This window comes from Paenibacillus sp. TCA20 (assembly GCF_000732325.1).
Classification (GTDB): domain Bacteria; phylum Bacillota; class Bacilli; order Paenibacillales; family Paenibacillaceae; genus Paenibacillus; species Paenibacillus urinalis.
This window is the reverse complement of the sequence record NZ_BBIW01000010.1, coordinates 31,434-49,912: the sequence shown is the minus strand read 5'-3', so window position 1 is coordinate 49,912 and position 18,479 is coordinate 31,434. Positions and strand designations below refer to the sequence as shown.

General features: G+C 39.8%; 29 protein-coding genes. All 29 read left to right on the top strand.

What is annotated here, in order from left to right:
- The first annotated feature begins 62 nt into the window (after nucleotides 1-62).
- Complete coding sequence (locus TCA2_RS18180; protein WP_047913037.1) at nucleotides 63-443, top strand: hypothetical protein; 381 nt, start codon at nucleotides 63-65, stop codon at nucleotides 441-443.
- 223 nt (nucleotides 444-666) lie between these two features.
- Nucleotides 667-1,182, top strand: coding sequence for an RNase H family protein (locus TCA2_RS18175; protein ID WP_047913036.1), 516 nt, complete (start codon nucleotides 667-669; stop codon nucleotides 1,180-1,182).
- 13 nt (nucleotides 1,183-1,195) lie between these two features.
- Complete coding sequence (locus TCA2_RS18170) at nucleotides 1,196-1,417, top strand: hypothetical protein (RefSeq protein WP_047913035.1); 222 nt, start codon at nucleotides 1,196-1,198, stop codon at nucleotides 1,415-1,417.
- The gene (locus tag TCA2_RS18165; RefSeq protein ID WP_047913034.1) at nucleotides 1,417-1,674 is read left to right on the top strand and encodes a hypothetical protein; all 258 of its coding nucleotides are present in this window, start codon (nucleotides 1,417-1,419) and stop codon (nucleotides 1,672-1,674) included. The genes TCA2_RS18170 and TCA2_RS18165 overlap by 1 nt, the downstream gene beginning before the upstream one ends.
- Nucleotides 1,644-2,105 carry a hypothetical protein gene (locus tag TCA2_RS18160; protein ID WP_047913033.1) on the top strand — a complete coding sequence of 154 codons (462 nt, stop codon included), beginning with the start codon at nucleotides 1,644-1,646 and terminating at the stop codon, nucleotides 2,103-2,105. Before TCA2_RS18165 ends, TCA2_RS18160 begins: the two co-directional genes overlap by 31 nt.
- 54 nt (nucleotides 2,106-2,159) lie before the next feature.
- Complete coding sequence (locus tag TCA2_RS18155) at nucleotides 2,160-2,441, top strand: hypothetical protein (RefSeq protein WP_047913032.1); 282 nt, start codon at nucleotides 2,160-2,162, stop codon at nucleotides 2,439-2,441.
- Nucleotides 2,442-2,583: 142 nt separating this feature from the next.
- Nucleotides 2,584-3,591: a hypothetical protein gene (locus tag TCA2_RS18150; RefSeq protein WP_047913031.1), complete on the top strand. Its 1,008-nt coding sequence runs from the start codon at nucleotides 2,584-2,586 to the stop codon at nucleotides 3,589-3,591.
- 138 nt (nucleotides 3,592-3,729) lie between these two features.
- Nucleotides 3,730-5,595, top strand: coding sequence for a DEAD/DEAH box helicase (locus TCA2_RS18145; RefSeq protein ID WP_238546453.1), 1,866 nt, complete (start codon nucleotides 3,730-3,732; stop codon nucleotides 5,593-5,595).
- Nucleotides 5,596-5,606: 11 nt separating this feature from the next.
- Complete coding sequence (locus TCA2_RS18140) at nucleotides 5,607-6,422, top strand: hypothetical protein (protein WP_047913029.1); 816 nt, start codon at nucleotides 5,607-5,609, stop codon at nucleotides 6,420-6,422.
- Nucleotides 6,423-6,465: 43 nt separating this feature from the next.
- On the top strand, nucleotides 6,466-6,813 hold the full coding sequence (locus tag TCA2_RS18135) for a hypothetical protein (RefSeq protein WP_047913028.1): 348 nt from the start codon (nucleotides 6,466-6,468) through the stop codon (nucleotides 6,811-6,813).
- Complete coding sequence (locus tag TCA2_RS18130; protein ID WP_047913027.1) at nucleotides 6,813-7,154, top strand: hypothetical protein; 342 nt, start codon at nucleotides 6,813-6,815, stop codon at nucleotides 7,152-7,154. Before TCA2_RS18135 ends, TCA2_RS18130 begins: the two co-directional genes overlap by 1 nt.
- 14 nt (nucleotides 7,155-7,168) lie before the next feature.
- Entirely contained in the window at nucleotides 7,169-7,696 is a 528-nt protein-coding gene (locus TCA2_RS18125) for a hypothetical protein (protein ID WP_047913026.1), read from the top strand.
- The gene (locus tag TCA2_RS18120) at nucleotides 7,668-8,339 is read left to right on the top strand and encodes a hypothetical protein (RefSeq protein WP_047913025.1); all 672 of its coding nucleotides are present in this window, start codon (nucleotides 7,668-7,670) and stop codon (nucleotides 8,337-8,339) included. The genes TCA2_RS18125 and TCA2_RS18120 overlap by 29 nt, the downstream gene beginning before the upstream one ends.
- Before the next feature lie 11 nt (nucleotides 8,340-8,350).
- On the top strand, nucleotides 8,351-8,776 hold the full coding sequence (locus tag TCA2_RS18115) for a hypothetical protein (protein WP_047913024.1): 426 nt from the start codon (nucleotides 8,351-8,353) through the stop codon (nucleotides 8,774-8,776).
- A gap of 7 nt (nucleotides 8,777-8,783) precedes the next feature.
- The gene (locus TCA2_RS18110) at nucleotides 8,784-9,599 is read left to right on the top strand and encodes a ThiF family adenylyltransferase (protein WP_047913023.1); all 816 of its coding nucleotides are present in this window, start codon (nucleotides 8,784-8,786) and stop codon (nucleotides 9,597-9,599) included.
- Nucleotides 9,600-9,683: 84 nt separating this feature from the next.
- A complete protein-coding gene (locus TCA2_RS18105) occupies nucleotides 9,684-10,901 on the top strand; it encodes a glycosyltransferase family 2 protein (protein ID WP_052512170.1) in 1,218 nt (405 codons plus the stop codon).
- 194 nt (nucleotides 10,902-11,095) lie between these two features.
- Nucleotides 11,096-11,818, top strand: coding sequence for a 3D domain-containing protein (locus TCA2_RS26290; protein ID WP_052512168.1), 723 nt, complete (start codon nucleotides 11,096-11,098; stop codon nucleotides 11,816-11,818).
- Nucleotides 11,819-11,866: 48 nt separating this feature from the next.
- Nucleotides 11,867-12,103 (top strand): hypothetical protein, encoded by a 237-nt coding sequence (locus TCA2_RS18095; RefSeq protein WP_047913022.1) that lies wholly within the window; start codon nucleotides 11,867-11,869, stop codon nucleotides 12,101-12,103.
- Nucleotides 12,090-12,431: an OB-fold nucleic acid binding domain-containing protein gene (locus tag TCA2_RS18090; protein WP_047913021.1), complete on the top strand. Its 342-nt coding sequence runs from the start codon at nucleotides 12,090-12,092 to the stop codon at nucleotides 12,429-12,431. Before TCA2_RS18095 ends, TCA2_RS18090 begins: the two co-directional genes overlap by 14 nt.
- The gene (locus TCA2_RS18085) at nucleotides 12,428-12,607 is read left to right on the top strand and encodes a hypothetical protein (RefSeq protein WP_047913020.1); all 180 of its coding nucleotides are present in this window, start codon (nucleotides 12,428-12,430) and stop codon (nucleotides 12,605-12,607) included. Before TCA2_RS18090 ends, TCA2_RS18085 begins: the two co-directional genes overlap by 4 nt.
- Nucleotides 12,608-12,671: 64 nt before the next feature.
- Entirely contained in the window at nucleotides 12,672-13,436 is a 765-nt protein-coding gene (locus TCA2_RS26990) for a hypothetical protein (RefSeq protein WP_052512166.1), read from the top strand.
- Between the two features lie 23 nt (nucleotides 13,437-13,459).
- Nucleotides 13,460-13,846: a hypothetical protein gene (locus tag TCA2_RS18075; RefSeq protein ID WP_047913019.1), complete on the top strand. Its 387-nt coding sequence runs from the start codon at nucleotides 13,460-13,462 to the stop codon at nucleotides 13,844-13,846.
- The gene (locus TCA2_RS18070; protein WP_052512164.1) at nucleotides 13,824-15,014 is read left to right on the top strand and encodes a hypothetical protein; all 1,191 of its coding nucleotides are present in this window, start codon (nucleotides 13,824-13,826) and stop codon (nucleotides 15,012-15,014) included. Before TCA2_RS18075 ends, TCA2_RS18070 begins: the two co-directional genes overlap by 23 nt.
- A gap of 16 nt (nucleotides 15,015-15,030) precedes the next feature.
- A complete protein-coding gene (locus tag TCA2_RS18065) occupies nucleotides 15,031-15,600 on the top strand; it encodes a uracil-DNA glycosylase family protein (RefSeq protein WP_047913018.1) in 570 nt (189 codons plus the stop codon).
- Nucleotides 15,597-15,839, top strand: a complete 243-nt coding sequence (locus tag TCA2_RS18060) for a MerR family transcriptional regulator (protein ID WP_047913017.1) — start codon at nucleotides 15,597-15,599, stop codon at nucleotides 15,837-15,839. The genes TCA2_RS18065 and TCA2_RS18060 overlap by 4 nt, the downstream gene beginning before the upstream one ends.
- A 139-nt stretch (nucleotides 15,840-15,978) precedes the next feature.
- Nucleotides 15,979-16,380: a Na-translocating system protein MpsC family protein gene (locus tag TCA2_RS18055; RefSeq protein ID WP_047913016.1), complete on the top strand. Its 402-nt coding sequence runs from the start codon at nucleotides 15,979-15,981 to the stop codon at nucleotides 16,378-16,380.
- 283 nt (nucleotides 16,381-16,663) lie between these two features.
- Nucleotides 16,664-17,302 (top strand): hypothetical protein, encoded by a 639-nt coding sequence (locus TCA2_RS18050; RefSeq protein ID WP_047913015.1) that lies wholly within the window; start codon nucleotides 16,664-16,666, stop codon nucleotides 17,300-17,302.
- 22 nt (nucleotides 17,303-17,324) lie between these two features.
- A complete protein-coding gene (locus TCA2_RS18045; RefSeq protein WP_047913014.1) occupies nucleotides 17,325-17,930 on the top strand; it encodes a hypothetical protein in 606 nt (201 codons plus the stop codon).
- Nucleotides 17,931-17,951: 21 nt separating this feature from the next.
- Complete coding sequence (locus TCA2_RS18040; RefSeq protein ID WP_047913013.1) at nucleotides 17,952-18,416, top strand: hypothetical protein; 465 nt, start codon at nucleotides 17,952-17,954, stop codon at nucleotides 18,414-18,416.
- Nucleotides 18,417-18,479 lie beyond the last annotated feature (63 nt).

Genomic DNA, 18,479 nt, shown 5'->3' with positions numbered 1-18,479 from the left:
TCTAACGACTGCGGGGGCTTTTTGAAGTTAAATAATAAAACATACTTTGGAGGAATTTAATCATGCAAGCTAACATCACAATCAAAGGTCTATCTATCCATGTCGTTAACCCAGTAGAAGGTTCAGATAAAGAAAGTCAGTTTAATCTTAAAGCTGATGAGATTTCAGTTTCTTTGAAAGAAGCAACTGTCGATAGTATTGGAGATACTTTTAAATTAATCATTCAAGAGCAGATCAAGGAAGCTAAGAAGGCTAAATTCCAAGAGCTTAAAAAAATGCCTTCACCTTCTAACAAAGAAGAGAGCTTTGACCCATTCCAAAAACCTGAATTAAGCAGCTATGTCAATGTATTTGGTGGAAACATTGATGATATGCCCAAGGAAATCTTCGACCAGCTTCCAGATCATGTCAAAGATTTATATCATCTTTTTCGGAAAAAATGATGCTCCACTCTACTAAATACTATATATGAAATACGATTTAGACTCATATCATATGATGTGGGTCTTTTTCTATTTCTTGAGCACTCAAATCATATGTAGTATGAAATATGTCATATTAAGAATGCAAAATCAGGCAATTTGTTGATAGATTTGGTGATTCAAATATTTTGATTTATCAAATGTTTCAGCAAATATCATTATTTTATATAGGAGGTCGCTTAAGATGAGTGGCACAAAAGGAAAGAAAGAATTTGACTGTTTGCGCATTGAAATGTGGGTATCCGGTACTGCTAACACCAATAAGGATGGAGGCTATTGTGTCATGCTTCATTCTGCTATGGGTGGCCAGCATTATAAAAAAACTCTTGGTGGCTATGGCAAGGATACAACTGTAACTCGAATGACGCTTAAAGCAGTTCTTGAAGGACTTAAAGAAATAAAGAAAAAAGCCTTTGTCCATATCTATACCGGCATTCCGCAAGTCAGTGCGGGGCTAAATAAGCTGATTCATCAATGGGCTAAAAATGATTTCAAGAAAGCTAATGGCGATCAGCTCAAACATGAGGATTTATGGCGTCAAATTCATGCTCTTTTGGAGTCAAAGACTATAAGCTATAAAGTCCATTATATGGCCGACAGTCCAGCTCCTGAGAATAATATCGAAGCTATTCATATTTCAAGTGAATATGCAATGAAAGCAAAACAAACGATATATGAAACAGCAATGGCGGTTTCATAAGAAGGAGGGCAATATGCTGCCACAAGACAAGAATCGTCCAGGATGGGCAAGAATTAATGCTCGTGTTGAGTTTATTTATTTTGGAAAGCTCTATTTGGGTGTAGTAGAAGACACAAGCTATACATTCTGTACTTTTAAGAATGTTATCGATCTTAAGACAAATAAGCCTGCAAACATTCCTTTTACGATCGCGTTTGCTTATATTCAGAATCCGATTGTAAGGGCGGTTGTCTAATGAAAAGATCATTTATGGATGTTGTTGGTCCTGGATTAGATTTCATTGCAGACAGATTACTGGTTTGCATATTAATAGGTGCTTTCCTTGCGACTTTAGCTATTTTACTGGAACCCTTCGGAATCCTAATAATCTTAGCTCTTGTCGCTTTATTTGCATTTTATATTAGATGGGATCTTCGAAGACAAAGTATTGAGGAAATCATTATAGAGGAGGAAGAAATTCAATGGGAAGACAAGTCAAAACAACATGCCTAAAATGTAACGAGACTGTAACAATAGATTTTGGTAACTCTAATTACTCTGAAGCCTTAAAGCTTGCAGATCAGCTAGATAAGACGCCAATGGAATGTTCCGGCTACCATGTTGAGGTAGGCGGTTGGAAGAAATATTGGCAATTAAATCAGATTATCGAAGAATTATATACTGAGGTAGAAAAGGATATATGTGGTGATATTGCAAGGCGTATCACTGTGCAACTATTAGATAGTGAAAATCCGGAGAAGGAGTACGAATTTAAGACCGAATTAGAGACGGATCAATTCATACGAGGGCTTATAGATGGCGGTTTCAGCAGTGATTCATCCCTAAAAGTAACGTATTACAATTATATAAAAGAGAAGCTTGGAAGCTATGTAGCTCCTGCGAAAACATCACTGCTTTATTTGGCTGAAAGTCTCGCGCGCTGATTGTCGCTTACGCTCCTATGGCTTTTTAGAATTAAATTTACGGAGGGAATTTTTATGCTTATCAATATCGTTAATAAAATTGTCAATGCAGGTACCTTAAATGCTATAACAGAGGCGGTTAAGCCCCTTGCGCCAATGCAAAGATATGAGGCGCTTCGCGCTGCCTCAGAAGAGCTTTCTGATCAAGTAGAAGCTCAGATCGCTTCTAAGAGCACGCTTCTTGCTATGTGGACGATGTCAAAGCTTGCTATTATTGATGATTTGGCTCTGCAGGAGGAAAGAAGAGCACATAATGTATTGCATTACGATCGAATCAAGGAAGAAGTGGCTCTATGATTTGGTATTTCATTTTCGGTTTCTTTGTTCTTATAGGGCAGTTTTGGCTACTGCCCGCTGTTATTTTATTTGCCCTGATCAATCACTTTTGGAAGACTCAAGTAAAACTACCTAATCCTAAAAACAATCGGAGGAAATTTTAATGTTAGATAAAATCAAAAATGATATTCAAAACGCAATTTCTGTTGAAGTCGGCATGATGACTGGAAATGGCACTTATCCTGTAATGGTGCAAGATATCGCTGAAGGATCCATTACAAAAGGATGGTCATTGACGTATTACCCAAAACTACTGAATACCAATGGTCCTGAGCGCTTATATGACGGAAGAGAAGCCTTTACGACACTTCGAATTGCTAATTTCGGTTCATTATACCAGGCTATCATGGGCATTGATCAACGCTTCCTGAATGGCGATTCGGTTGAAATCGGAGGGAATAATCGCAAGCGTGCCACTTATGAACTGCATGGCGCTCGGTTCTCAGCAGTAGAGTATGAAAATAGTGTATCCATTTCACTCACAATTACTCATGATAAATCTCCTCTACATATGCTTAACATCAATTTTCGAGTAGTGGATAGCAACAAAGCACCAGGTAGTCGCTATTTAATCGGCATGGAGGACCATTGGGATCGCAATACAGATGTATTTACTGAAGAAAATGCTTCACTCACACCGAAAAAACGACGCATGCTTCAGGTTCACCAAGATAGGGCTAATGGACAAGTAACGCCTTACATTAAGACGATAGCACAACAAGGAAATCTTCCGAATACTTCGTTTGTTCATCCGGATGTGTCCCCATTCGAATACGTGCAGGATGTTCGAAATAAGTACAAGGCACTTGCCTACATTCAAGAGCAAACCATTATAGAAATTGCAATGGAAAAAGCTCTTCAAATTGTGAATCAGCAATCGAATCAGCGGTCTCAGCATCAATCTTTTGGCTTTGGATCCCAAACATTCGGCTCTCAGCCTCCTGCTTTTAGCGCTCAGCATCCTTTTGCAGCTCAACCACTCTTTGGTCAGCAGTCGTCTTCGCAAGCGCCACAGGCTCAACCACAAGGCTCTGCATCCCCAAATAGCTTTCAGGCGCAGTCTATGCAGTGGGGTGCTCCGGTTGATTCTGCAGGAAAGCAAATTTTCTAACTAGACATTGCAACTCAGGGTTCCGATGATTATTTAAAATCGGGCCTTGCATGCAGTGCCTAATTGTTTAAAATAGTATTGAACAATGGGTTAACGTGATATAATGTAGGATAGAAGGGAGGTTTCCTCTTGATACAAGTGCGCAGCCAATACGATAACGTATATATTAAAATATTGGATAACATAGATACATTCGAATATACTTTGTCCAGAGTTCGATCTTTGCCTGGACGTGCGTTCAACATGGAAACTGGCGAGTGGATGATCTCCCGTGACAATGTTGGTGCTCTTTTGTTTAATTTTAACAATCAGATTATCTGGATGACCCCGCTTAACGAAATCGTTGCTGGATTAGACATCTATGACGAGATTGTACAGAAGCACTTACAATGGGAATCCGAAACAGAGTTCAAGAAATTTAAGCTGTTGCTATATCCATATCAAAAAGTGGGTGCAAACTTTCTTCTTGATCGAGGATCCGCTGCCGTTTTTGATGGTTGCGGTCTTGGCAAGACTCCGCAATTGATCGGCGCTTTTGAGAAAATTTTTGAACGTGGTGGCAAGCGCGGACTGATCGTCACACTTAATTCTCTTAAGAGGCAATGGGCTAAGGAAATTGAGAAGTTTACGGGTAAGCCAGCTATTCCAGTAACAGGCACATCCAAGCAGAGAGAGAAGCTCATACGTGGCTTCGCTTCACATAAGAAGACACAATATTTGGTGATCAACTATGAAATCCTGCGGGATGAAAAACTTCGCAAACTTATTACTAGTATTCCTTTTGATGCCGTTGGATTAGATGAGGCTCAAAAAATAAAGAATGGTGTAACAGATACCTTTTTGGATCTCAAGCCAAGCCAGATAGCTTCCGCCACTTATGAGCTAAAATATATTCCTCATCGGTTTATTGCTACTGCTACACCTATGCAGGGTAAAGCAGAAGAGGTGTGGAGTCTGTTCTACTTCGTTAATGAACATATACTCGGTGATTGGTATGCTTTTCGTGAAAGATACTGCGAGTATAGCAAGCGATATGGGATTACAGGCTACAAAGAGCTTGGAGAACTTTATTATCGCATTGCGCCTTACTTTATACGGAGAACGAAAGAGAACCCAGAAGTACAACAGCAATTGCCTAAAGTTACAGATGATCCAATCTTCCTTGATATGACCGATAAGCAAGCACAACTTCATGATTATCTTCTGGATAAGTACATGGAAGTTAAAGAGACAGCTAAGAAGATTTCCTCTAGCCCGGATCAGTATCATTTTATCGCCGGCAAAAGCATGTCTAAAGAGGAGGCGAAGGAATATTACGATGCATTAGCTCAAGGCTATCAAATATTTATGCTGAGTGCTTGTGATTCTCCGCAGCTTCTTACAATGTCCGATTCATCCATGGCGCAAGGCATACTGAAGGATATCTCTTTGTCCGAGAAAGACCTTAAATCACCAAAGGTGGATCATATTGTTCAGTTCTATGAGCAAATGCTTTATGATGAGCCAAAGTCTAAGGTTGTTATATTCACTCAGTTTGCTCGTATGGCTGAGCTTATTCATAGCAAGCTCAAGCAATCGGTGGTATTCCATGGAAAGATGAATGACAACGCGAAGGAATTTGCTAAAGAGCAATTCGTTAATAATCCGAACATTAAGGCCATTGTGTGTACCGATGCTGGAAGCACTGGACTGAATTTGCAGGTTGCCAACTATATGATTCATGCTGACTTGCCTTGGGATCCTACTTTAGTTGAGCAGCGGAATGGCCGCATTGATCGCACAGGCAATAAGTTTAGCAACATCAACATCTATTATTTGATCATGAATAACGGATACGACGAGCATCTGCTGAATATTCTCGAGCGTAAATCATCGATGGCCAATACAGTTATTGATGGCGGCAAGTCAACCGCCTCATCAAAGAACATAAGCAAGCTTGCAATGGAAAACATGATCAAGGAAAGAAAAAAATCTTCTCAGGGTCTTGTAACTGTTGGAGGTTAGGAGGAATCTTTATGAAAGGAATGCCGGTTGTTGTAAAGAAGGTCCCATATTTATATGGGCCTGAAAAAGAGAAGGTTTACTTCGCTCACCAATTGATTCACTTAGAAGCAATGGGCAGGTCAGATTATTGGGGTGAAGAATTTATTCCTGATGGAAACTATAGCTTTAAGGTCGAGCCCGATACTTTTTATAACTTGTATAATTACACCGGTCGTCTTGATCATAAGCGGGTTCACTACTATGATAAGCGCCAGAAGCGTAGAGTCTGGCGCTCTCTTTATGACCTGCATCTACAGTTTAATCAGCATGGCCAAGTGCATGTGCTTTGCAAAACAAGTGGTGTTACTAAGCAGCAGGCTAGAAAGATAATTGTCCGTGAAGTTATTAAATTTGAGAAGACTAGCTATGTTCGCAAACATATATGGCCAAAGGTTATCCATAAGCACCGATTAACTCATATATTTAAGAATTTTGGGGATCGAGGTCATTTATGGGTCTCATCTACCTGGGGAGAACCTATTGATACCATATGTGAAAAAAGGTTCGGGCGGATTACAAAATCGCCTCTTGGCATCGGCAAATTCTATACATATAAGCCGAAGTTCAAAGTAAATTTTAGTTCTTGGATAAATTCCAGCTCAAGTGATTTGAAAGGTGAGTATCAGAACCCAGACATTTCTTATATTAATTACAGTGGAGGATCATATTCGAGATCAAGTTGTCATGACAATGATTTGCTTTTAGAAATTGAAGCCCAGCTTGATCTTAATAACTTGATGAAGAAGTACCACGATCAGCAACGATACGAATCTATATTCAACACATAAAAATTATCTCTTTTGAAATTAATGTTTATTGGGGTGAACATTCATGGAATTAATGACAGCCTATCATTATCGAGACCCCGGTGAGTTTCAGGCTTCAATCAATTTGCAGAAGGCTAAAAATGGGGATTTCATTGGCTTCTGGACTACAGAAAAGGGGTTAGTTATTCGGCCTGCCAATATGACAGATAGTCATCTTTTAAATTGTATTCGCCTAACTGAAAGAAGAGTGCAGGATATTGATCTTCGCGAGCTTGCTTCTCAAATTATGAGTAAAAAATACAGGCGCAATAAAGCTAAAAATATAAGGATGGATGTTATTGCTGAATATCTTCGCAAATCCAAAACTTATTTATTGATGATTGAAGAAGCAAAAAACAGGGGGTTGATCTAATGCCTAAAGAACAATTTTTTAATTATAGTAGTGTACTAGAAATCGCATTATCTACTCAGTCAATTAATAGCAATAATATCCAGTATCAAGAAGAAGAATTGAAAGTTGCAAATGTCATTTTTAATAACAACTCAGTATCTGATGAGCAGCTTGATAACATTAGCTTTGAAGGCATTAAACGACTATTCGAAGAGATTAATTATACTGCCACCCTTGAAGATGGGGAGGAGTATACTCCCAATATGCTGAGAGACAGTATTTATCAACATGTATATATGCGCGAATTTATATTTGAGCTAAAAAAGATGCAGCGAGTTCGACAACCAGTAAAATTTTTTTAATAGAGGTGTGATCCATGCACGAAGTTACCCCTTTGTTCGGAGCTGAAGAACGTGATTATTGGCTTAATCAATTAGATATTCTTGCACTCTTGAAAATTCGAAGGATTAATAATTTTGAAACTTCATCGGAATTTAATAACTTAACAACTCAGCCTGGTGATGGATTAGTTCAAACATTATTTCGCCTAACTCTTCACGATCTTATATTTCCCTACGGAGCAGTATTTGGCTATTCCGATGATGATCATGAAGATACAATTGCGAGAATCGAGTTTTATTTTCGTGAAGATTTAACAGAAACAGAATTAAAAATACTAGCTCCCATCAAAAAGAAGTTTGAAGATATTCTTGATGATATTTCAGGTTTTGATTTTGATGCCTCGTGGGAAATCGAACAAGAAGATATATTGCATATTAAATATTATTATTTTGTTGGTGTGGGGTTGGGTGCTATAAATTTTATGAACTTACTTAAAGAAATAAAGCCATATTTAACAGAAGGAGGCAATGGAAATGTCAGTCAAGATCGAGCTTCATCCTGAAAAGATGCCGCTTTTAATTATTGAAGATAATGGAGTTAAAACGACGAAATATGTTTATGCGGATCAAATTATTGATATGCTTCAATCATCAACAGGAGGGAAAGAATTTACATCTGATAGAGTGGTTCTTACTTCTCCTGCGCTTCCACAAAACACAGCCAAATATGCTCAATCTGAAAAAGGAACAAACTATTTATTTATTACAGTAGAAGAAACTACCCATGATGTTAAATATCATGATTTTAGTTTCGAATCGATACCATATCCAAAAATGGTTTTTGCTTTTGCTGTTGCTGGTAAAACACTCATATCGGCATATGTTGCAGCTTATAAAGACTTAAGCCTTAGAGACACGTCTGAGCTATACCGATTCCCTTATTCTAATGTTTACGATAGTGGAAAGCTCTGCTACTGGACTAATGAGTTGGTTCATGATCTTGTGCAGTTGCAGACATTCCCTTATCAATGGCGTGAAGTGCCTAATAATGATCATATTTATTTTTCCGGAGAAACCAACAAAATTAAAGACACCTTGTATAATGTCTTTGACATGTTTAAAAACAAGCCATTTGATTACGATATCCTAACACCAATGAATACGACATTTGGTGATTGGTCTAGATTATTTATTAATAACAACTAGGAGGAATTATCATGGATTTTATTCAAGAGCAAGAAAACAATGAGGAATTAGAAAAACAAAAGCAGCTCGATTATATGATGAAATCAGTGGAGCCAGAAGAACCAGAAGACGAGGCAGAAAGCAAAGACGCTAATGTTGAGTATGATCTCTTTGGTGAGCCTATTGCTGCAGCAACTCCAAAATCAAAATCTTCAAAGCCTAAAGTCAATGCTACAAAGCCATCACCGACTGATCCTGTCAAATATGATACGAATTGGGTATGTCTCGTTTACGATAAGCGCATTCCCGTTCCAGAAGACGGATTAACATTGGAAAAAGTGCGACAGTACTTGGAAATGGAGTATCCTCAATTTTCTAAAGACCGCACTGAAATGATGATTGATAAGGAGCAGAAATATATCATTCCAAATGTAACCAAAGCACCGAAAAAGGGGTGATTATATTATGATCAAGGAAATCAATGTAGCTGATTCTTTATCAGGATTTTCTATTGTTCAGATTGGCGTCGGAGGTAATGGAGGATATTTAACCCAGCGTCTTTCAAAAATGCTTAAATCTTTCCTGCAGACGAATCCAGTTTTTCGCTTTACTTATACGCTTATTGATGGGGATCGATTTGAAGAGAAGAATCTCCTGCGGCAACCATGCATCGAAGAAGATATTGGTTTTGTAAAGTCTCAAGTGTTAGCTGATCGTTATGGGAATGTTTATGACTTTCCGATTCATTATAAGGATGAGTACATTGAATCTATTCAAAGTATTGAAGAAGCATTTAGCATTGGGGGTCATCGGGTAAAGATTCTTATCGGCTGTGTTGATAATCATGCAACACGCAAGATCATGCATGAATACTTTCATAGCTGCACAGGCGATATTATCTACATTGATAGTGGAATTGATCCTTACGATGAAGATGATCCAGCTTCAGGATATTCTGGACAGATTGTTTGCGGTCTTAAATTAAGCGGAAAAGTAGTGCTACAGCCGGTTGGAGATCTATATGAAGATATCTTAACAGATACGGAATCAAAGCTCCCTACAGAGTCCTGCGGGGATATTGTGGCTAATCAACCGCAGCGCATGATGACAAATGAAATGGCAGCTCTCGTTATGGCTGGCTATCTAAATAACATATTAGGCTCACGCACTCTTATCAGTCATGTAACAAATTTCAACGCAAGACTATTATCAACACGCTCTGAATATATTACTGCAGGACAATTCGCTTTAGCAGAAAATGTCCGTTTAGTTACAGCATAATACACAATAAAAGCCGGTGGCTCTCATTTTGAGGGCTGCCGGCTTTTTTATTTCTCAATTCTTATAACAACGGAGGTTAGTTCATTGAAGACTTTTTTCGAAGTGATGCAGATTGTCATTTTCCTTTGGTTAAGCTATTGGTTTGTCATTGGTCTATTCGGCTTCGGCAAAGCAAAGAAGTTAGCGAATCATGCGCCTGAAAACCGATTTTTGCTTCTAATTCCTGCGAATAACGAGGCGGCTGTCATATCTGACATCTTGGAAAATCTTAAGCAAATAGACTATCCTGATCATCTATATGATATCTGCTTAATTGCTGACAACTGTCAAGACAACACAGCAGAGATAGGTAGATCCAAGGATGTAATGGTCCTTGAGCATTTTTATCTCCCAGGGGAGAAAAAAGGAAAGCCCTATGCTATTCGTTATGCGATTGAAACAGTCGATCTGAATCAGTATGATGCAATCTGTGTATTTGATGCAGACAATCTTGTTTCGAGAAATTATCTTGAACAAATGAACAATCACCTTTGTGCTGGAGAGAAAATCGTTCAATGCTACATAGACACGAAAAATCCTACAGACAACTTTGTAACGATCGCATTCGATACAAGCTTTCGTGTAATGAACAGATCATGGCAATTGGCCAAATCACGTCTTGGACTCAGTAACGTGATCGGCGGCACTGGATTCTGTGTAGAGATGAACGTATTTCGTGAAGTAGGCTGGACAGCTAAGAGCTTGACTGAAGACCTAGAATTTACAATGCAGGCTCTCCTTAGAGGCGTGAAAACAACGTGGTGCCACCATGCTAAAGTATACGACGAGAAGCCTACTGGCTTTAAAGACAGCTGTATTCAGCGTCTTCGCTGGTCGAGAGGGCATTGGGATGTATGCTTTAAATATACTGCCCCCCTGCTTAAAAGAGCATTCATAAAGGGAGACCTATCTGCATTTGACAGCGTTCTTTATCTGCTTAATCCAGGAAGAATTGCTGCCGCTTTTATCATGTCTTCATTTTTCTATATAGCTTTGGTTTTTGGCCACACTTTATACGATACGATTATTCCTATGTGGGTTTACACATTTATGCTTCTTTCTAATTTTATGTATATCCATATCTCATTAAAGGATGCAAAACATAAGGTGAATACCTTTAAGGCTTACTTCTATTTAAACCTAATTAGCCTATCTAATATTCCGCTTTATTTTTGGTCATTCTTGACTTTTTCTAAGAAAGTTTGGGTGACAACAAAACACACAAAGTCCTCAAGCCTTCAGCAAGTGGAGGATCTTGTTTAAATCTGTAATATTAATTCGTATAACAGAGCATTTTTGACCTATTCTAATATCACAACCTAATATCTCCAAGATTATCGCCTATATTGTAACGCATTACATTATATGTAGTACTTTTATTTTGTAATGCATTGCAAAACATGGGGTATAATGCTATGATATCTTACGACAACCGAACAAAGCGAGGTGGAAACAGAATGAAACATCGTAATTTTTATACGATGGGCGTCATTAATGTCCTACTTGCTGCCGCACTTGTTACTAGCGTTCAAAGAGCGGATAGTAGCTTGCAAGAAAAGAGAAACACGATACATGACTTAAACCAGACTGTAGCTAACCAGAAGCTTCTGATCGACACTCAGCAGGAGGTGCTGAACGATCAGGAAATTTTGAAAAAGCAGAACAATGAATTGGCCTATCAGCTCAATACCGTTAAGGAAAAAAGAGCAGAAGAAAATGAGCAGTTCAAGGAGCAGCTGGAAGTGCAAAATCGTTTGTTCACTCAGAAAATTGAGAAGCTTTCGAGCGAAAAAGAACAAGCAAAGCAAAGTGCTAATTCCCAGACCAGGCAACTGAATTGGGATGAAGGCACCGGTTCGTCTTACATTGCCACGTACTATGATGCAAACGAGGCATCTACAGGTAAGGGACCCGGCCATCCGGCTTATGGAGTGACATTCTCCGGTCGGAAAGTAGAGGCTGGTGTTACGATTGCAGTAGACCCGAGATTGATCCCAATTGGATCGTGGGTCGAAGTCATGTATCCAGACGGCAGAGTAGAGAAGCGGCGCGCTGACGATACTGGTGGGGCTATTAAAGGCCACAAAATTGATATCTATGTGCCCGATGCTTCTGACCGTACTAGATACGGAAAGCACGAAGTCAAGGTGAGGATTATCTCTACACCAGAGAAATTATAATCACTGCAAATTATGAGGAGAGGGCGATCTGCCCGAGGAGGAACTAACATGCCTATAGATGGACAGGGTGATTTGTTTGACAATCTTATACCTGCATCAAGAGAAGAGAAACCTTTCGTATCTCTTAGAAGAGAAGATCTGCTTCAATCTTCTTATGTAATCAGCAATGTATTACTCAACGTTCTCATTAAACGAGGAATCATTCGCGAAGATGAATTGAATGATCTGCTTGACGAAGCATGGAAAACATACAACGAGCAGGTGAGATTGCATGGCAACAATTAATAAGATACAGTCTGTGGTTACGCATTTTTCTGAACAATTAAAAGACGGTGAGTACCTCAGTGAAGTTAAGATTGCTGGCAAAATTACTTCTGTCAGTTTGACGCCTTTATTACCTATTTTCGATAATGAATCTTCGATTCGATCATTTGTTATTGACGACTACATAGGTGAGATCCGAGTGATTATCGCTGATGATGTATATCAGAATTTCAAAGATATCATCGAAGTTGGCAGCTACCTGTGTATTGACGGAATTTTAAACGTAATCGATAAGCTGCCTAAAAAAGAGTTTTCAGTTGTTGCCTATGATATGGAGCTACTGGTATGAGAAATGTGTTTGTTTTGCCAGACGGCACCGAACAGCACTTCATGTATCCTGTTGAACGAGATATAGAAATTGGTGATCGCTTCGCTGCACATTTTAGCGATAATTCAGATCACATACTTACTTTAACTTCTATTGTTCATGAGGAAAAACGTATTCTCTACAAGCTTTCGTATTAGGTCGCTAACGCTCCATAGGCTTTTTGAAATTATAAATTAAATTACTCTTGAGGAGGACTTTCACATGTCTAACTATCAAAATAATGGTCAAGGTCAACAAGGAAATAACAATCAGGGGAACAGCATGCCTTCCCACGCAGAAATCGAGCTCATCGTTAATTTGGCTACTGTAAAGGATCCAAACAATCAAAACGGCGATCGCGTACATGCTTATGCAAGAGCTGTTGGAGATTCTAAAGTTGCTAATGCAAGTGTAGCTGTTAATCACCAAGGTCAATCTGAACCGGATTATTGGAATCTTGAAGTTTGGGCGAACGGCGACCGTGACGGTAACTTTAAATTTCTGATGGAACACTGCTATAAGGGTCGCCAACTCTTCATCAAAGGTATTCCAATGCTGAAGAAAAACACAGATGGCCGTATGTTTCCGACCATCAAAGTTAGCAAAATCCAAGGTCTGGGTTCTAGCAATAACAATCAATCTGGTAATGGATCTAATCAACAACAAGGCGGCTTTGGTCAACAACAGCAACAAGGCGGAGGATTCCAGCAACAGGGTTATCAGCAACAGCCGCAACAAGGGTTTGGCCAGCAACAAGCTGGAGGCTTCCAACAGCAACAGCCTCAGCAAGGTGGGTTCCAACAGCAACCGCAACAGCCTCAACAAGGCGCTCCTGCTTGGGGTAATCAACAAGGATTTAACCAGCAACAAAATGGATTTGGTCAGCAACAACCTGCAGGATTTGGCGCCCCACAACAAGGAGGCATGCCTCAAAACCAGCCGCCACAAGGTAATTTCCAACCACCATTCGGCGCACCGCAACGCTAATCCTTTTAAGCAGGTGATGCATTATGTCTCAGCATAAACCTGCAGAAGCCATTTCACGCTTCCTGCACGGCATCTTCTCATTCTATCGGGATAAGGGGATGAACGTGCAGGGAGCGAAAGGGCGCATGTATGAAGAATCTTTAACCAAGATTCACAACATGATCAAAGATGATAAGGATATTCCGGATCATGCCCAGGTGATTTCTGCACAGTTCTTTTCCAGAACGCTTCAGGCCCGAGGCCGAGCGTTAACAACAGAATTAGAGTCAGCCGTAGCGGCTGGAGACGAACATTTGATTGCAACACTCCGCGCCGCTATTGGCGACCTGCACAAGATAAAAGTAGGGGTTGATGATTTTATCGTCAACTATAAAGGAGTGTACAATCATGGCAGCAACAACGAAGGCTAAAAAAAACGATGAGAAAGAATCGGCTAAGCCTAAAAATCCGGTTATGATGGATAATAAAGCAATCCAAGCCGATTTTAATAAGCGCTTTGGCGAAGGCACTTTCTTTACACTTGAAGGAAATGAGCGCACTCAAGTTACTCCTATTCCTTCTGGTATACCGGCATTCGATTTTGCAACAGGCATTGGAGGGGTTCCTTCTGGTCGTATAATCGAGATTTACGGTCCAGAGTCATCCGGTAAAACAAGTTTGTGCTTAATGCTTGCAGGAAAATTTCAGGAGTTAGCAAAGCTTCCAGGACCCTTCTTCGGAAAGAAGGTAGGGTTTATAGATGCTGAACATGCTTTAGACCCTTATCATGTCTCTAACTTGGGCGTAGACACTTCGGCAAATGGGATGTTGATCAACCAACCAGAGACAGGGGAAGGAGCCTTTGATCTAATGGAGGCTATGTGCTTATCTGAGCAGTTCGGTCTTGTAATAGTCGATTCAGCAGCAGCGTTGGTGCCTCTTGCAGAAGTTGAAAATGATATGGAGTATAATCCGATCGGACTTCAAGCTCGAATGTTAGGAAAAGGGCTGCGTAAATTGAAAGGTCCTGCTCAAAAAACGGGAACTACTTTTATTTTTATTAATCAACTTCGTCAAAAGCCAGGCTTAAAAGGAGCAGTAGTAAATACAACTCCTGGCGGTCTTGCTCTTAGATTTTATGCATCAATGCGTATCGAAGTAAAAGCTACAAAGATCGAAAAAGGCGGATCTGAGGTTGGCCTGGCAACTACTCTTCATTTCAAGAAGAATAAGGTCGCCGTTCCGTTTACAACCGCTGAGTATGATTACTATTGGGTCGGTGGCGTTGATCGTGTGAAGAATATTATGGATGTCGCTTGTGATTTAGATATCATTCATCGTAAAGGAGCTTATTATTTTTATGGTGCCGACCCTGATGATTCAAAGAATCCTTTCACAGATGGATCTGGTAATGAACTCAAGTGGCAAGGGAAAGAGCAATTGCTTCAAGCTTTAAGAGTTAGCCCAGCACTGTATGAATATACAAATAATCTTGTTCTTGGAAATATTCCAAGCGATACTGTTTTTGTAGATGAATCTGATTCAGATGAGGAGCCCGATGATTTGGAAGGCGCAACTGAAGAAGAAGTATTACTCTAAATAAGGAGTGGTTGATATGGCAGCGGCCGAAAAACCAGTTTACTATAATGAATTGCTTAATGATATGCCGCAGGAGTGTATGCTGCAACAATCTCATGACATGTTGCGTCAAGATATACAAAACTGCAGATTATGTCCGTTTGCTAAACTTACCAAGCCGCTGCCTCTCAACAATTTTGATGCTTCAATTATGATCGTCGGGGAGACTCCCGACGATGTTTTGTATGATGGCAAGCGAGGCGGAAAACTTGGTAAATTATTGGTTGAAATGGGTATTGATCTTAAAGACGTCTATTTAACTTCCCTTACAAAATGCTCAGAGTCCCAAGACTCCGCCAAATGTGCCCATCATCTTACCGGTGAGATTTTAACAGTTCGCCCCTCTATTATAGTTTGTTTAGGATACAAGATTTCTAGTACAATTATGCAACAACCTCAGTTTGGTCAGTATGTTCAGATAGCGCCATATACACATGCATTAGCAACATATTCATTTGCTGATGCAGAAGAGGCGATTGTTTTAGACACGCTTCGGGGGCAGTTTAACTATATTTTAAATGTTTTACAGGGGATGAGGACAGCATGAGCAAGGACTACACTATCAACGAAGCAGCCAAGATCCTTGGCGTTCATAAGGATACGATCAAGTACTGGGAGGAAAGAAATCTAATTCCCAGAGCTAGACGTTCTATTAAAAACAGTCCACGCCATAGTTATCGCATCTACAATGTGGATGAGATCAGGGCTATCGCTAAAATACGAGGCATTTACGATGTTGAATTGGACGCCGCGATACACAACTTTCATATTTGGGAAAGAAAGTAAGCCTCGTTATAAATTTTTCATGGAATTTCCAATATTTCGTTGACACTATACGACAAAGTATTTATAATCAAAAAAGTAATCGATAATCGCAGGAAACAAGAGGATTCTTGCGGGATCGAGCAGAAGCGTGGTTTTAGCAATGGAAATAAGACAGCTAGAGAAGAATCTTGCTATGGAATCCGCCAGAATCGGAAAGAAAGTCATTGGGCGGGGTCCTACAGAATGCAGAGTTCGCATTATAGATTCCATGATTGTAATTCGTTGCAGGCTAGAAATGACGCAGTTAGAAAAGCTAATGTACAAGCATCTTGAAATATCAAATGTAACGCATGCCATGATTGAAGACTATAAAAAAATTCTTCTCCCTATGATTAGCGTCACACTTGCTTCGATTCACTCAGATCTTGAAGTTACAGACTCTTATCTGAAACTTAATACAGAAGGCGGATTCTCTGTTTTTATTTTGAATATGAATATGGACATTGAAAAATTAATAGCACAAGAAAGAGTGACCGGCTCTAAGTCGGTCACTCGAACTTAAGATAGCAATTAACTGAAAATAAATGTTCAGTTGAGGCTGGTCAGTTTACTCCTTTCTTTCGGGATACTGTCCAGCCTTTTTTTAACCTTGCTTTTTCCTTTGTATCGCGCAAAATCCCTAGGTATACAGAGTAAAATGCCTCTTTCGCGAGATAGCCGTTGCAAAAATGTAACGCATTATATCTTTTCACTTTGTAACGTGTTATACTTTATCGTAACAAGTGAAATTGTATTGCGTTGCTTTGTGCCAAAAGGCGATGCAAAATTGCGAGGAGGATGAAGTCGTGTCTGAAAATTATCTGGAAAGTCGCCTGACGAAGAATGAAATGTTAGTTTATGAGTATATAAAGCTTAAAACAGAAGAACAGGGATCCGTACAAGAATCTATGATTCAAATGGCTGAAAGCATTAGCGAAATGTTTAAGGATCGCATCTCTGTCCGAAAAGTTCATTCCGTGGGCGGCGCAAGTTCCAAAAGCAAAAAAGGTTCTGCCATTAGCACCGCAACGATTTCACGCGCGGTTAATCGTTTGAAAGCTGAAGGCATAATTGATATTAGACAGTCGCCTGATAGCACGACACCACACGAGTATGTCTTCTTAGGCTTGCCTAATGAAGAAGAACAAGTGTCTGAAATACTCAATCTGGCTGACAAATTGAACAGTCATTTACAGCGGTTTGAAAAGCTTCTAGTGAATCGTGATAAGGAGATTCATCAGTTGAAAACGGAGAAGAAGCAGCTGTATGTTCAGCTCGATGCAAAGAATGAGGAGATCCGCGCTTTGAACGAATCATTAGCTTCGCTGCAGAATGAGTTGAAACAAATCAACACAGATGGAGTGAATCCGTTTAATGACGGTCAATTCGTAGGAATCACGGACATTGGTGATGGCGTTCGAGCCTATCTCGTAAAGACACACTAAGTTCGAGGGGGAACACGTCCACATGCTTAATCTTTTGACCAAATCAAATCGCACATCCGATACTTTTGCAAGATGGGTTGCAAGTGCCGTTATGAGCGGAAAAAGCAGCACGATTGAGAATTTTAAGGAGCAATTAATGGTTCAATTTTCAAGCAATCCATCCTTTAGCGGTTTAGTGAAGGAGCGGATTGAGGATGAATTTTGCGATAACCTTTCTATGATGCTGGATAATTATGAGAGACCTTGTTTGGATGAATCATATTACCGCATCGCTATGGTCAAAGGTAAGTTATTACATGTTGAAGTGGACTGCGAATTTTGTTGCAGAGTTGGAGTGACTTCGCATCAATTCCTTGGCAGGGAGCTTTCAAAAGAGTTTATGCCTTTAGATAACCTGGAACATGTGCGGGATTGCTATTTCCGCGCATGGAACGGGGAAACAGTAGACTTTATCAGTCGCGGCAACACGGGAGAGTCTTATACAGTTAAGCTGAGCCCGGTCTATGATGATAATGGTGCTCTTTGCTTTGTCGAAGCTATTTGCCGTTTCACGAACCCGATCCCTATTGATCAGAGTGTTCGTGATGAAATGGGAGAGTTTCAGCCTACTCAATATGTATTATGGTAATGTAGTTAGGAGTGATTACATTTGGCTATTATCGACATCATATTGCGTGAAAATTTCATGGCATGGAATCGTTTAACCTTTGAGTATGAACAGGAAACAAAAAACTTAAGGGTACCGTCTGAAAATACAGCAGAGACACTGCTTGATTTTAACGTCAGACTGGATGAACTTAACACAAGAGCGGTCTATGACTTCGGCAGAATCCGTAAATTAAAAGATATTATGGATAGTCTGCTCGAAAGTGTTTTGAAAGATTTGTATGCCGGTCCGAATGACGCTGCAAGGAAAGCTGGCGGAATCCAACATGCCAGGGCGTTTCCAGTAACTGGATATCCTTTTGAAGCCGTAAATCTTTATGAGCTTCAAGACAATATCTTAAGCAATTATTACTCAATGCAATCTACAGTTAGAGCTCTTGAAGGCAAGATGGGCGCAAAGATTACAAACAATGCGCTGCTTAAAAATGAACTGGCCTCAGCAATGTAGACTCGAAAAGAAAGCGGTCTGGTCCTCCAGTCCGCTATTTTGATATATGCAAGGAGGAGCAAT